We start from the raw sequence: 13373 nt of genomic DNA, 5'->3' as shown, positions 1-13373 counted from the left end.
GCCTTCGCGTTTCGGCGGACGAGCCAGGCGCCGCGATGGCGGTCCTCGTCTTTGGCGAAACGTTCCATCTGCGGCTTCAGGCGCGGTTCGCGCCCTCACTTGCGCACGCGCCAGACAGTCATGCCGGCTCGAGACACGGTCTCGACTCGCTCCAGATAATCTGGCGCCTCATCGCGGCCGAGCCTTGCGGCGAGGCCCTCGGGCGCGATGCGGACCAGATCCTCCTGATCGGCAGAGCCGTTGCACGTGATGATGTAATCGACCTTCCGCGAGGTGAGTATTGCGCGCGCGGCTTGCGGTGTCGCCGTCATCGCATGCACCATGGCAAGGTTGCCGTCGTTGTTGCGATGGTAGGGGCCGGCGAACACGAAATGACCGGTCGCTGCCAGGATCGAAGGACCCGAGTCGATCGGCGCCATCACCCGACCGGGCGTCAGAGCAGCGAGCGGCGCGGCGTTGGAGATGGTCTGGCAGGACACGTTGCGCTCAGGCGTCGCGATCTCATGGCTACTCGTCCCGCCGGCGAGTACAGGCCAAACTGCAAAGCCGACGCCGCCGAGAGTGGCTGGCGATACAAGCAGTGCGGCACGCACCAGCCCCCAATCGGTCGCGGCACGCGTGCGCAAGACCGAGATTGCCATGACGCTGAGCGGAGCCGCAACGATGTTGGCAGCGGCGGCGCCGCGCAGTTCCCACAGGCTGACACCGAACAGCGCTGCGAGCGTGAAGGTCGAAACGATCCAGAGAAAGCGCGTCTGCGGTCTGTTCCTAATCGTCGCCGCGAGGCACAGGCCGAGCGTCAGGAATGGAAACGCATAGTATCCGAGCAGCTTCTGCGGTTGCACCCGCGCCAGCTCCGTCACTGGCATGGTCTCGCTGACCCGATCGAGCCAGAAGCTTACAAGCAGGGGATCGACTTGCGCATATGGCGAGGCCACGCAGTTCGGATAGGATCTGGAGAACGCACCCAGGAGGAGCGCACCGGCAAACGCGGCCGAACCGAGCCGCGTCCAGATGGAGCGGCCGAGATGGCTGACGCCGGCTACCGCGAGCAGCGCGGCGCCGCCGCCCGCCGACAAGAGAAGGACGGGGCCGCCGAAGGCGTCGCAGACGGGCCGCGTGAGACTGTTTATCGGAAGCAGCAGCAGTGCCAGCAGCAGCGACGACGCAGAGAGGCCGGCTCCGAAGGCGCAGGCGGAGCGCCGGGCCTCGGCGCCCTTCCAGATCAGCAGCCCCATCACCGCCGCGCTCGCCACGGCGATCGCAGGCAGCATTTCCAGTCCGATTGCCAGCGACAGCGCCGCGAGACCTCCGGCCAGAGCCGCCCTGGCTGCAGAGTGTTCGAGATTGGTGATGGAGAGCATGAAGCCGAGCAGCAGCACGATCTGGACGCTATGATGATCGATCGCGCCAGCGCGAAAGTGGATCAGGGCGGGTATCGACAGGGCCGTGACCAGAACCGCGGCGAAATGTAGCCATGGGCGATCGGCCGGAGTGCTTGCCTGACTTGCGATGGTCGCTGAGAGCCAGAGCGCCACGGCCATCAGCATCGACGGCCACGCGACCAGCACGAGCGCTTCCGAAGCGTGTTGGCCGAGGAGAGGACGAAACAACGCAATCAGCAGGGCCAAGGGCGCATCGACGACGCGTGACCAGTGCATCGCAAGTCCCGGCGGGTCGAGCCGGTACTGAATCAGGTCGAACCAACCTTGGCCAGCCAGGAGATCGCGCACCTCGACCAGCCGCATCAGGTCGTCGGTCGACAGGCTGTCGAGAACGCCCGTCTTGATCGCGGGAAATCCGAGCGCCATCACAATCGCCGCCCAGGCGGTGGTCAGCACGATCGCAGGGTTGGGCGCAGCATCGGATCCTTGTTCGGTCGGTAGCACGAGGGACGACATCGCCCTGCGCCTCAATTCGAGGCAGCGGGCATTGACCTGCCGCCCGCGCTCTGCCCGTCCTCGCGCACATGGACCACGGCGATGTCGTCCGCATAGATCCGCTTCCAGCCCTTGAGTTGGTCGAGGATCTGCGGCCCCGGCGCGTCCGCGACCAGGAGCGTCGCGTCGATCTTGTATTCGTCCAAGAGGCGCGGCAGCAGCTCGGGCTTCTTGCCCTCGGTGGCCTTGAAGAAGTCCATCACGAACTTCTCGCCATAGAGCTCGGCGCGGCCGTCGACGAAAACGGGAATATTGCGCGAGATCAGATAGCCGCCGAACTGGTAGGCGTTGAAGATGCGCTGTGCCTTGCGTTGCTCGAGCAGGTCGACTGCCGCAACCGGCGTCTGCGTCATCGTGAAGGTGAAGCGGTGGTGTCCCATGTAGAGCGACGTCGAGGTCCAGCTTGCCGCCACGATCATCAGCGCGCCGAGCGCGGTGACGTAGTGAGCCGGCCAGCGGTCGGCGCCGACCGCCTCGGGGACCGCGCGCGGAAACATCGCGCCGAGCGGCTTTGCCAGCACCAGCGGTATGAGGAACGCAAAGGCTTCGATGCTTCTGACGTGGGTCAGCGCGCTCCAGGTCAGGAACAGGATCAGGAAGATCCGGGGGGCCGACAGCACCAGGCCGCGATAATAGCCGAATGCGATCAAGGCGAGCAGGGCGCCCTCGAACGGGGTGAACGTGGCGAAGTTCGCCGGCATCCATTCGAAGATCAGCGACAGCAACTCGCCGAGGCTGAGGATGTTGGTCGCACCCTGCAACGTTCGCCAGCCGTACGGCGTGAAGCAGCTCGCGATCAGCGCGGCGATTCCGAACAGCACCCAGCGCATGAACAGGGCAAGCCGCCGTCCCTTCTCGGCATGCTCGACCGCCTCCAGCGAGATCGGGCCGATCAGCGCAAGGCCCAGCACGAAGCCGCCGTGGAGGTTCGCCCACAGCGCCATCAACGGCAGCAGATGCCAGGAGGGGGCGCCCCTGCGGTCAGCGGTCGCCATGAGCAGCCCGACCCACGCCACCATGACCGGCAGCGCGAGAATATGGGGACGCGCCAGCACGTGATGCAGCGACAGCAGCACTGCAAGCATCGCGAACAGCACCGCGCGCGGCGCCTCGATCTGCACGTCGAGCAGATAGACGAAGATCGCGATTGCGAGCGCGAAGGCGACGGCCGTCAGAATGACGGGGCCGGCCCAGCCCCATTGCGCTTGGGAGAAGGCGAATGCGACCTGCGACAGCCAAGACGTCGAGATCCAGGGCGCGCCCGCTCGCGTGAACGAATAGAAGTCGTTGGTGGGCATGGCGCTGTGGTCGAGGATCCATTGCCCGATCTTGATCTGCCAGAACGAGTCGGAGTCACTTAGCAGCGTGTCGCCGAGGAAAAGGAAGAACAGGTAGGCGCCGGCGCCGGCGCACAATGGCACGAGGGCCCGCGCGCGGTCCTGCACCGCGATGCTGTTGGCAAGGGATAAAGACATGCCGGCTCGTCGTCCTGTTGCTGTTCGCGATCGAGCATGATCCGGACCCGGACGACCGCGTCAGCACATGCGGTCCTCCGAGAAGATCATGCCCAGGCAATCACCTGATGCGCGATGAATGATTCATCTCATCGCGCGCCGGCCCCTGCGGGCGGCATTGGATCACGGGCGGTCATAACTTCGGGTAAACCGGCAGCGACAGCCGGTTTCATGTTGCCGACAATTTAACGGATTGTTTTGGAATTCGATTTACCATGGGCGAATACTCGCAAACCGCCCGGTGTTTACGCAGTCGAATTAACTGCGGCGAAATTCTTTGTCTCTACGTTCCGGTTCCATGGTCGGGCGGCGCTGGGAAGCCGAAAAGACCAGATCAGTTGTAGCCTCGTGTACTCATTTGGAGCACTCTATGAAGAACCTCGTTGCGCGTTTCTTGAAGGATGAATCCGGCGCCACCGCCATTGAATACGGCCTGATCGCCGCCGGCATCGCGCTGGCGATCATCACCGTCGTGAACAACCTCGGCACCACGCTGAACACCAAGTTCACCTCGATCTCGACCAGCCTGAAGTAAGGCCGGCACGATCTGACAGTTTCGAGAGCCCCGTCCTCGGCGGGGCTCTTTGCTTTTGGGGCGACGTCAGCACGCTGCTGACGAAGCCGGCGTGGCAGACCCGCGCACCGCACGGCTCCGGCCGAGATAAAGCTTCGCGGCCCAGATCGAGGCCATAGCGAGCGCGATGCCGGCAAGGACGTCGACGATGTAGTGCGCGCCCATCACCGGGGTTGCTGCGATCATCAGCAGGCTGAGTGCGGCTGCGATGCCGCCGATGCCGCGTACCGGCCACAAGGCCCAGATGTAGAGCACGGCCGATGCCGCGTGAAAGCTCGGGAACGAAACGATGCCTGACAGAGAGAACAGCCGGAGTTCACGCAGGCTGCCGTCCCGAAGCGCGAGGATGTCCCGCAGCTGTCCGGCGTAGACCGTGGTGTTGATCTCCGGCAGATGGGCGGCCGGCAGCTGCAGTGCGTAATAGGTGCCGATCGCCGGCACGATCGCGGAGATCGCGATCGTGACTGCGAGCGCGAGGCTCATCGCTAGCATGAACAATTGCAGCCGCACATACCGTGCCGTCAGTGCCAGCACGATGGGAACGCCGAGCAGCGGAAACTTGATCAGTCCGTAGCCGCTCGCGAGGGTTCTCGCGAGCCATGGATGGTTGTTGACGTAGCGTGCGATCGGTTCCGGATCGAGCCCCAACGTGCGGTCGATCGCCAGCAATGCTTGATCCTCGAGCGGCCAGTTCAGCTTGCCCGCGACGTAGCTCAGCGGCCCGACGATTGCGCAGGTGAGAATGACCTGTCCGATGGTGCCAAGCGAAAACACCAGCTTCGGATCCGCAAGCTCGCCTTTCGCGATTCGGTAGCCATAGGCGAGCACAAGCAGCAGCGTGGCGATCGCCAGGGCGACGCCGTAGGCGACCGGCTCGAGCCTCAGTCCCGTGGCGCGAAGGCCGAGCGCGAGCAGGATTCCCATGCCGAGGATCGGAAGCCAATTGAGGTGAAAAAGCTGCCAGGCGGTCCGGGAGTCCGTGTCGAGCATGGGTGTAAGCGCGTGGAATTGCATTGCCTCCGTACAGTTACGGACCCGTGTTAAGATCGCGGTAAGATGTGTGGTTATTGATTATACAACCACAGAGCGTTCTTTTTTAAGTGTCTGGAACGCGCAGCCTGTTACGGCTTGGCGCCCCAATCCGCCTCATGACGCTTCACGCATTTGCATCTTGTCATTCACCCTGAATAGTTGTTCAGTCCTTGCGGGGTGATTTGCATCTTTCGACGTGAGAAGCGTTCGGCCGCAGGGCGTGCGGCTGGCGTGTGGGACAGGAAGCGCGCCATGGTTTATCGGCGGACGCATCAAGTGGTTAAGCGCCTTGCGGCGCGGCGCAGCGCGATTCTGGCGGCGGCGCGGGAGGCGGCGGCAGAAGGCGGCATGGCCGCGGTGCAGATCGCGCCGGTCGCAGTCCGGGCCAATGTCGCGGCCGGCACGGTCTACCGCTATTTCCCATCCAAGGCAGACCTGATCTCCGAGCTCATTGCCGAGGTGTCCCGCGACGAGCTCGCGGCGATCCGGCGGGCGGCCGATGCCGCGCCGGGCCCTTCCTCGGCGCTGGCGGCCGCCGTGACGACCGTGGCGGTCCATACGCTGTCGCAGCGCCGGCTGGCCTGGGGCATCCTGGCCGAGCCCGTCGATGTCGATGTCAGCGCCTCCAGGCTGGCCAGCAGGCGCGAGATCGCCGGCGAAATCGCTGGCCGGATCGACGCGGCCGTGCGTGCCGGCCATTTGCCGGCCCAGGACACCGCGCTCGCCGCCACCGCCTTGCTCGGCGCCCTGCATGAGGCTCTCGTCGGCCCGCTCGCGCCCGACAATCTCGATGATCCCGTCAAGATGCGCGATGCGGTGCAGACGGTGACTCTGCTGGCGTTGCGCGCGGTCGGCGTCATGGATGCCCGTGCCCGCGGCTTGGTGGTGCAGCAGACGCTGCTGCCGACGACCAAGGCTTTGGTTGGAGCGTAAGACCGCCTCAGCGGCGAGGTGGCGCGCTGATCGCGCCGACGTCATTGCCGACGCGGGCCTTTTCGTGACATCCGAGCAAGTCCGCCGGCTCCGGCCGGCTACTGTGCATGGGGTTGTTTTCGACTTTTTGCTTTGGCCGCGCGGGCGGGCCTACATGTTTGCATCGCCCTCGGGGCCGACCGAGGCGATGCGTACCATGTTGGTGGTGCCGGGGATGCCGAGCGGCACGCCGGCGACGATGATGACGCGCTGACCGGCGCGGACGAAGCCGTCGCGGAACGCGATCTGGCCGGCGCGGCCGACCATGTCGTCCTGGTCGCGGGCATCTTCGGCGACGACGCAATGCACGCCCCAGACGACGGCCAGCCTGCGGCCGGCGGTGATGTTCGGGGTGATCGCCACGATCGGCGGCTTCGGCCGTTCGCGCGCCACGCGCACGGCGGTCGAGCCCGACGAGGTCCAGCAGATCAAGGCCGGCAAATCGAGCGTCTCGGCGATCTGCCGCGCGGCATCGGCGATGGCGTCGCCTGCGGTGGATTCCGGCGCCGGGCGCTGGGCTGTGATCACCGACCGGTAGGTGGGGTCGCGCTCGACCTCCTCGCCGATGCGGTTCATGGTCGAGACCGCCTCGACCGGGAATTTGCCGGCCGCCGATTCCGCCGACAGCATGATGGCGTCGGCGCCCTCATAGACGGCGGTGGCGACGTCGGAGACCTCGGCGCGGGTCGGCACCGGAGACTGGATCATGGATTCCAGCATCTGGGTCGCGACCACCACGGGCTTGCCGGCGCGGCGCGCCATCCGCGTCATCTGCTTCTGCAGGCTCGGCACGCGCTCCAGCGGCAGCTCGACGCCGAGGTCGCCGCGCGCCACCATCAGCGCGTCGGACGCCTCGATGATGTCTGCGAGGCGATCGATCGCCTGCGGCTTCTCGATCTTGGCCATCACCGCGGCGCGGCCGCGGATCATCTTCTTGGCTTCGAGCACGTCGTCGGCGCGCTGGACGAACGATAGCGCGATCCAGTCGACGCCGGTGACGAGCGCGGCTTCGAGGTCGGCACGGTCCTTCGGCGTCATCGCCGAGACCGGCAGGTCCGTGTCGGGCAGGCTGACGCCCTTGCGATCGCTCATCCTGCCGCCGACCACGACCCGCGTCACCGCGTGCTCCTTCGAGGTCTCCTCCGCGATCAGCCGCACCTTGCCATCGTCGAGCAGCAGAGCATGGCCTGGCCGCAGCGCGGCCAGGATTTCCGGATGAGGGAGATGGACGCGCGTGGCATCGCCCGGCGTCTTGTCGGAATCGAGCGTGAAGGTCTGGCCGTTCTGGAGCTGCACCGCGCCCTCGGCGAAAGCGCCGAGCCGGAGCTTGGGACCCTGAAGGTCGACCAGGATGCCGATCGGCCGGCCATAGCTGCTCTCGACGTTGCGGATCGTCGCCACCAGCTCCCGCATCTTGTCGTGCGAGGTGTGGCTCATGTTGATGCGGAACAGGTCGGCGCCGGCCTCGAACAGGCGGCGGATCATCGCGAGGTCTGAGGAGGCCGGCCCCAGGGTTGCGAGAATCTTGATACGGCGGAGACGCCTCATGGCTTGTTTCCAGACGGGGGCGAGGGCGCGGGCGGGAGCGCGGCGGGGGGCGTACCACCGGACGGACCATTGGGCAAACCCGGAACGCCGCCACCAGGTCCAACCGGCCCGGGCAAGCCAGGTACACGTTGTTGTGCCGGCTGCTCGTTGGCGTCGGTCAGCTGCACCGTCCAGGCGCGCTGCTCGCCGGTGTCGACCTCGAAATAGCCGGTGCGGTCATAGCCGCGCGCGAGGCAATCCTCGGTGCCGCGGATGGTGAACTCCTTGTCCCGCGAGCACATGTAGGCCTGACCCGACCATTCGCCGCCGCGGTCGTAGTCGATGGCATAGATGTAGTAGTAACGCGCGACGAGTGTGCCCCGCAGCAGCGTCTCACAGGAACGCGAGGAGATGTTCCACCAGCCTTCCGTGGTCCAGCCCTCGGCGTCCTTGTAGCCGAGCGCAATGCCGACCCGGCTTGAGGTGTTGTTGCAGAGACGGAAATCGGCGGAGGCGGGACTGGCGCTAAGGCACAGCAAGGCGACCGCCAGCACCGGGACCGACCGGGCAAGCAGGCGAAGCGGGGAGCGGAGAGATTCGGCAATCATTGTCGCGGAAGCTATACCAGATCATTGACGATTTGGCGTTGGGCCGGGACGGCGCTCGGTAGCCGGGCTTTTGCCCCTTTGCGCCGCGATATGGCAAAATCTGTGACAGCACCCACCTGATCCCGTAAGGGTGACCACCATCGGGACGAGCCTTGAGGAATTCAGCCATGCCAATCGACGACAAAACCAGAACGGAGCTCGAGGCCGCCGCTTTCCGGCGCCTGGTCGATCATTTGCAGGCGCGGACCGACGTCCAGAACATCGATCTGATGAACCTGGCGGGTTTCTGCCGCAACTGCCTGTCCAACTGGCTCAAGGACGCCGCCGACGCCCAGGGCGTCGCCCTGAGCAAGGACGAGAGCCGCGAGGCAGTCTACGGCATGCCCTACGAGACCTGGAAATCGAAATATCAGGGCGCGGCCACGCCTGAGCAGCTTGAGGCGATGAAGAAGGTCCATCCCCACGGCCATTGAGGGGGCGCTGGCGGCCTGCTGAGTCGCACCACACAACAGCTTTCTTGCGCCCGCCGCAGGAATGTGTGGGCGCGCTGTGGACGAGCGCGATGCCGCCTTGAACGCTGGCGGCGCCAACCCTAAGGGTTCTGCCAGCACGCGCGGTGAGGGATGCCGGCGTCACCTCGTTTTGCCAGTTCCATTGGGAGTACAAGATGGCCACCTCCGCCGCCGTCCGCGACGACGAGCCCGCGACGAAATTTGCCAAGGACCAGCTCAAATCCATCATCGAGCGTATCGAGCGGCTGGAGGAAGAAAAGAAGGCGATCTCCGACGACATCCGCGACGTCTATGCCGAGAGCAAGGGCAACGGCTACGACGTCAAGGCGCTGCGCACCATCGTGCGCCTGCGCAAGCAGGACCCGAACGAACGCGCCGAGGCCGAGACGATCCTCGAGACCTACATGCAGGCGCTGGGCATGATCTGAGGCGTTCGCGTCTCAACAACGCTGCCGTAGCCCGGATGGAGCGAAAGCGAAATCCGGGCTCTTGCTGCGCGGGCGGCATCCCCGGATTACGCTTTCGCTCCATCCGGGCCACCAGACCGACTTCCTGGAAATCGTCGTTTCTATCAGCGTAGCGACGCGGTCCGCACGACGAACGACGTCGTCTGGAGCTTTGCGGTCGCGCTGCCCGAGAAACTGTCGCAGGACAGGCCCGGCATGGGGTCGTCGGCAAATCCCATCGCGATCACGGCATGAGGCTTGACGAAGAAGCCGCGCAGCGCTGCGGTATCGAGCTCGCCCATCAGCGTCACCGACATCGCGTGGCTGGCACTCGGCGAGAGCATGACGATCTTGAGCCAGATGCTCTCGCCCTTCGCCGCGGAGAGGCGGGTGGCGGTCGCGACCCTGCCGTCGATGCTCTTGCCGACGACCGTGTTGATCTCGGTTGCCTGAGCGACGCTGCGGGACGCCGCGGGGCGGGCGGTGCGCGGGATCGGCGCGGATGCCGCGACGACGTTGGCGCGATCGACCGGGGAGGCGGCCGGCGCGTAAGCCAGCGCCTGCAGAGTTGCGTTGGTGACGCTCGCGGTCGGGTGCGGATCGGTGGCGGCCGCAAGCGCCTGGCGCGCCTTCAGGGCCGCCACCTGCGCCGGTGTAGCCTGCTGCGGCGCAGCCGGGACATCATCCCAGAAGCCGCGGGCATTGATGATGTCGGCAGGGGTCTCCAGCTTGCCGGTTGCAGGCTTGTCAGCCACGGGCGCGGGCTTCGGCTTGGGCGGCGCAACGATCTGCGCATCGGCCGAAGCGAGCTGGAGTGCGGCGGCGATCTGCGGCTTGGCGCGAGGCGTCGGCACCGGCTCGGCAGGCTTGGCGGCGGCTGCGACGACGGTCGGTGCCGCCGGCTTCGCGGCTGGGGCGGGCGCGCCCTCGTCATCCTCGTCGCTGCTCGCGGCGGGAGCCGGCTTGCTCTTGAACAGGGCGGCGAAGAAATTCGGCTTGCTGCCGGCATCGTCGCCGCTGCCGCGCCGCTCGATCTCGGCCTTCGCCAGCTCATAATTCTTCAGCGGCACGCCATCGGTCGGCAGATGCACCGTCTTTCCGTCCGGGAAGACGCGGGCGAGCTGGTCATGGGTCATCCGCGGCCAGTGCCGGACGCTGCCGGTGTCCAGATGCACGAAAGGCGAGCCGGAGGTCGGATAGAACCCGACGCCGCCACGCTGGAGGCGCAGGCCGGCGAAACGGATCTGCTCCAGCGGCACGCCCGGGATATAGAAGTCCATCGCATGTCCCAGCATATGCTGGCTGGAGCGCGCCACGCCCGAGGAGCGGCGGCGGAGCATGGCGTTGGTGGCGGGGGAGCGATAGGAGGAAATGATCTGGATCGGCTGCTTGCCGTCGACGTCGCGATAGACTTCCCAGAGGATGTCGAACAGGCGACGGTCCATGACCGTCTGCTCCTGGGTGCGCCAGTCGCGCAGGAAGTGGTTGAGCTGCTTCAGCGCTGCTTCGTCGTAGCGCCCGTCGCGTTTGAAGGTGACGGTGAGGTCTTCGCCGGAATGCGTGTGGTGGAACGAGAGCGTCTTGGTCTCGTTCAGGGCGGCGGCGTCATGAACCGAGCCGGCGGCCGCAAGCAGCAATGCAGCAGCGAGGCCGATCCGGGATCCGGCCTTCACGCCCGCATGGGACAACGACAGCACAGCAAATCGGCGTGCGAGACCAGTTAGCACGTATGAGCCCACCCAGTCGACGAGCGTTCAAATGGACTCTCCCGCCAACCCCGTTAGCAGCGCGAAAGAGGGTGAACGCTTTCTTAAAGCAAGAAGGTTAACTCGAGGTTGACCTTCCCGCCCCCAAACCAATTCAGAATACAATCCTAAACGGTTGACTGTGGCAAAAAAACGCCCGCTGCCGCGGGACGCGGTGGAGAATGGTTAACGTTAAGCGACTCCATCCATGCGGATGGAGTCGCTGATTTCATTGTCGAATTTCGCGAGGTGGGTGCGCTGGGTCGCCCTCAGCGGGTGAACACCCGCTGCTGCTGCGGCCGGCGGCCGACCGGGGCCGGCGGCGCGGCCGGGGTTGGTGCCCCGAACAGGCGCTCGAAGAAGTTCGGCCCGGACGAGCCGAAGCCGCTGCCATTGAAGCCGCCGCCATTGTTGGCCACCGCAACCCCCGCCGGCAGCGTCGTCGCCGGCCGTGAGTAGCTCGGCTGCGAGTGCGCGACGACGTTCTCGATGTCCTTGCCGCGGCTGTTCTTCAGAATGTTGATCATGGCGGCGTCGCGGCCATAGATGTCCTTGCGGAATTGCAGCTTGCCCGCGTCATCGACGAATGCGGTCTGATAGGTGATGTTCACCGGAATCGGCGTCGGGAATTTCAGGTCGATCTCGCTCTTGCCGTACATGCTGCGGATGCGCTCCGGCGTGTACTTCTCGTTCGGCATGACGATGTTGAGCAGGACGGAGGCGTACTGATCCGGATTCTGCACGCGCATGCAGCCATGGCTGAAGGCGCGCTCCTCCTTGGCGAACAAATGCTTGTCCGGCGTGTCGTGTTGATAGACCAGGAACTTGTTCGGGAAGTTGAAGCGTATGCGGCCGAGCGCGTTGGCCTCGCCGGGTGGCTGCGAGATGTGCACCGAGCCGTCGCGGTTTTGCTCGAGCCTCAGACCCATGCGCTGAAGCACGGTCGGGTCCTGCTGCAATGCCGGCAGGTACTCGTTATAGACGATCGACGGCGGCACGTTCCAGGTCGGGTTGACCGTGATGTACTTCATCGTCTCGGTGAGGAGCGGGGTCGCATGCTTGCCCGGCTTGCCGGTGACGACGCGAGTGGTCCACACCTGCTGGCCGCGCTGCATCACCTTCAACGTGAAGTCGGGAATGTTGAGGATGACATAAGCGTCGCCCAGCGCGGGCGCGCCGAGGTCGCGCGGCAGCCAGCGCCAGCGCTCCATGTTCACCAGCACCACATCGATCTGCTTGTCGCGCTTGGGGGTGTTGAGCGCCTTGACCGTCTTGTCGTCGAGGATGCCGGTCGCCTTCATCTCGGCGCCGCTCTGGAATTTGCGCACGGCTTCGGCAACCGCCGCGTCATAGCGGGTGTCGCCGGCGTTCTCGGCCAGGCCGAGCTTGGCGCGCAGCTGCGGCACGCGCGGATCTTCCACGACGATCTCATGCCGCTTCTTGCTGGCCGGGGTGTATTTCAGCGCCGGGCCCTCGGCGATCTCGATCACTGGGCCGTTGCCCTGGCCGCGCAGCTCGGCCAGCTTCGCCTTCAGCTCCTTGTAGAGCTTGTGCGGCGGGTTGTAGCTCTCGAGCGCTGCGGAGGCGTCCGCCGCCGTCGTGACCTTGGCGAGCACCTCGTTGGGATCGACCGGATGTTCGGGATAGAGAATGTCGCCACTCGCCTGCGACCAATGCATGCGGCCGCTCTGGGCATGGCGTGCATAGTCGAACATGCTGGAGGTGAGCTTGAGCTCGGCATCAGCCAGCGTATCCGGTGTCGTGGCGGCGGCGAAATCCGGAACCGGATAGTCGGAGGGATTGAGGCCGTCGGAGGCCGCGTCTTTGAGCCGCGCAACCACGCCCTTGGCCGCAGCGGTGAGAGTACCGCCCTGGGTCCAGACCGGCGCGAAATCGCGTGCGCTGTAGAACTTCTCGACTGCAGCGCGCTCGTTCTTGCGGTCGAAGTGCCGCGAGGTTTTGGCGCCGATGATATCCTTGAGCCTGTCGGCAACCGGCTGGTCGGCAGCGGGAACGCTGCTCGCGGCCTTCACCGGCTCGGCGGCCGGAGCGGCCGCAGCAGCAGGAGGCGCGGGCGCTGTCGTTGCGGTGTCGGCCTTGGCCGGCTCGGTCTTTGCCGGTTCCGTCTTGGCTGTATCGTTCTTAGGCGCTTCGGTGGCAGGCGTAGTGGCAACGTCCGAAGCCTTGGGTTCGGGCGAGGGCGCCGCCTCAGTTTTCGCGGGCTCCTTGGTCGCGTCCTGAAGCGTCGCGGTGGTGTCGAGCTTGATGTCGGCTGCAGTCGGAGGCGGGACGTTGGCCGGCTCGGGGCGCGGGATCGCAGCTTCGATCGCGAGCTCGGCGGCGCTGCTGCGCGCCTGATCCTGCGCCAGAGCCGCGCTGGCCGACACCGCGAGGAAGGTCGCCGCGACTGTCATCAAGACACGGTCAAAGCCCACACGGTGGTTCAAACAGTCACGCATTGTGTCGCACCCCTCGGGTAAGCTGTCCGTCGGGGAACAGCTTC

11 protein-coding genes are annotated in these 13373 nt (G+C 65.7%); 4 read left to right on the top strand and 7 right to left on the bottom strand.

The annotated features are described in order from the left end of the window. Positions 1 to 95: 95 nt before the first annotated feature. Together ASG57_RS09395 and ASG57_RS09390 are read right to left on the bottom strand one after the other, a co-directional pair. A complete protein-coding gene (locus ASG57_RS09395; protein WP_057196129.1) occupies positions 96 to 1901 on the bottom strand; it encodes a hypothetical protein in 1806 nt (601 codons plus the stop codon). An 11-nt stretch (positions 1902 to 1912) separates the two neighbouring features. After that, on the bottom strand, positions 1913 to 3415 hold the full coding sequence (locus ASG57_RS09390; protein ID WP_057196128.1) for a hypothetical protein: 1503 nt from the start codon (positions 3413 to 3415) through the stop codon (positions 1913 to 1915). A gap of 409 nt (positions 3416 to 3824) precedes the next feature. Here ASG57_RS09390 and ASG57_RS09385 point away from each other — a divergent pair, with 409 nt between their 5' ends. Further along, positions 3825 to 3989 carry a Flp family type IVb pilin gene (locus tag ASG57_RS09385; RefSeq protein WP_028145764.1) on the top strand — a complete coding sequence of 55 codons (165 nt, stop codon included), beginning with the start codon at positions 3825 to 3827 and terminating at the stop codon, positions 3987 to 3989. A 66-nt stretch (positions 3990 to 4055) separates the two neighbouring features. Here ASG57_RS09385 and ASG57_RS09380 read toward each other — a convergent pair whose 3' ends face one another. Beyond that, positions 4056 to 5018: a phosphatase PAP2 family protein gene (locus ASG57_RS09380; protein ID WP_057196127.1), complete on the bottom strand. Its 963-nt coding sequence runs from the start codon at positions 5016 to 5018 to the stop codon at positions 4056 to 4058. A 294-nt stretch (positions 5019 to 5312) separates the two neighbouring features. Between ASG57_RS09380 and ASG57_RS09375 the strand changes: the two genes are divergently transcribed. Continuing rightward, positions 5313 to 5993 (top strand): TetR/AcrR family transcriptional regulator, encoded by a 681-nt coding sequence (locus ASG57_RS09375; protein WP_024337641.1) that lies wholly within the window; start codon positions 5313 to 5315, stop codon positions 5991 to 5993. Between the two features lie 150 nt (positions 5994 to 6143). Here ASG57_RS09375 and pyk read toward each other — a convergent pair whose 3' ends face one another. Together pyk and ASG57_RS09365 are read right to left on the bottom strand one after the other, a co-directional pair. Then, the gene (pyk, locus tag ASG57_RS09370; protein ID WP_024337642.1) at positions 6144 to 7580 is read right to left on the bottom strand and encodes a pyruvate kinase; all 1437 of its coding nucleotides are present in this window, start codon (positions 7578 to 7580) and stop codon (positions 6144 to 6146) included. Then, positions 7577 to 8167 carry a DUF1036 domain-containing protein gene (locus tag ASG57_RS09365; RefSeq protein ID WP_024337643.1) on the bottom strand — a complete coding sequence of 197 codons (591 nt, stop codon included), beginning with the start codon at positions 8165 to 8167 and terminating at the stop codon, positions 7577 to 7579. Before ASG57_RS09365 ends, pyk begins: the two co-directional genes overlap by 4 nt. Before the next feature lie 167 nt (positions 8168 to 8334). Between ASG57_RS09365 and ASG57_RS09360 the strand changes: the two genes are divergently transcribed. Together ASG57_RS09360 and ASG57_RS09355 are read left to right on the top strand one after the other, a co-directional pair. Next, positions 8335 to 8640 (top strand): DUF1244 domain-containing protein, encoded by a 306-nt coding sequence (locus tag ASG57_RS09360; RefSeq protein ID WP_024337644.1) that lies wholly within the window; start codon positions 8335 to 8337, stop codon positions 8638 to 8640. 194 nt (positions 8641 to 8834) lie between these two features. Beyond that, the gene (locus tag ASG57_RS09355; protein WP_008546273.1) at positions 8835 to 9107 is read left to right on the top strand and encodes a DUF2312 domain-containing protein; all 273 of its coding nucleotides are present in this window, start codon (positions 8835 to 8837) and stop codon (positions 9105 to 9107) included. A 143-nt stretch (positions 9108 to 9250) separates the two neighbouring features. Here ASG57_RS09355 and mepK read toward each other — a convergent pair whose 3' ends face one another. After that, entirely contained in the window at positions 9251 to 10864 is a 1614-nt protein-coding gene (gene mepK, locus ASG57_RS09350; protein WP_024337645.1) for a peptidoglycan L,D-endopeptidase MepK, read from the bottom strand. Between the two features lie 275 nt (positions 10865 to 11139). Further along, the gene (locus ASG57_RS09345; protein WP_057196126.1) at positions 11140 to 13329 is read right to left on the bottom strand and encodes a L,D-transpeptidase family protein; all 2190 of its coding nucleotides are present in this window, start codon (positions 13327 to 13329) and stop codon (positions 11140 to 11142) included. Positions 13330 to 13373: the final 44 nt, after the last annotated feature.

The sequence above is a fragment of the Bradyrhizobium sp. Leaf396 genome, from assembly GCF_001424605.1.
In the GTDB taxonomy this organism is placed as follows: Bacteria; Pseudomonadota; Alphaproteobacteria; order Rhizobiales; family Xanthobacteraceae; genus Bradyrhizobium; species Bradyrhizobium japonicum_C.
This window is presented reverse-complemented; position numbering and strand designations above follow the sequence as displayed.

Bases quoted from the DNA above. Each gene is read 5' to 3' on its own strand.
- ASG57_RS09395 (WP_057196129.1), bottom strand. From the start codon at position 1,901: ATGTCGTCCCTCGTGCTACCGACCGAACAAGGATCCGATGCTGCGCCC.
- ASG57_RS09390 (WP_057196128.1), bottom strand. From the start codon at position 3,415: ATGTCTTTATCCCTTGCCAACAGCATCGCGGTGCAGGACCGCGCGCGG.
- ASG57_RS09385 (WP_028145764.1), top strand. From the start codon at position 3,825: ATGAAGAACCTCGTTGCGCGTTTCTTGAAGGATGAATCCGGCGCCACC.
- ASG57_RS09380 (WP_057196127.1), bottom strand. From the start codon at position 5,018: ATGCTCGACACGGACTCCCGGACCGCCTGGCAGCTTTTTCACCTCAAT.
- ASG57_RS09375 (WP_024337641.1), top strand. From the start codon at position 5,313: ATGGTTTATCGGCGGACGCATCAAGTGGTTAAGCGCCTTGCGGCGCGG.
- pyk (WP_024337642.1), bottom strand. From the start codon at position 7,580: ATGAGGCGTCTCCGCCGTATCAAGATTCTCGCAACCCTGGGGCCGGCC.
- ASG57_RS09365 (WP_024337643.1), bottom strand. From the start codon at position 8,167: ATGATTGCCGAATCTCTCCGCTCCCCGCTTCGCCTGCTTGCCCGGTCG.
- ASG57_RS09360 (WP_024337644.1), top strand. From the start codon at position 8,335: ATGCCAATCGACGACAAAACCAGAACGGAGCTCGAGGCCGCCGCTTTC.
- ASG57_RS09355 (WP_008546273.1), top strand. From the start codon at position 8,835: ATGGCCACCTCCGCCGCCGTCCGCGACGACGAGCCCGCGACGAAATTT.
- ASG57_RS09345 (WP_057196126.1), bottom strand. From the start codon at position 13,329: ATGCGTGACTGTTTGAACCACCGTGTGGGCTTTGACCGTGTCTTGATG.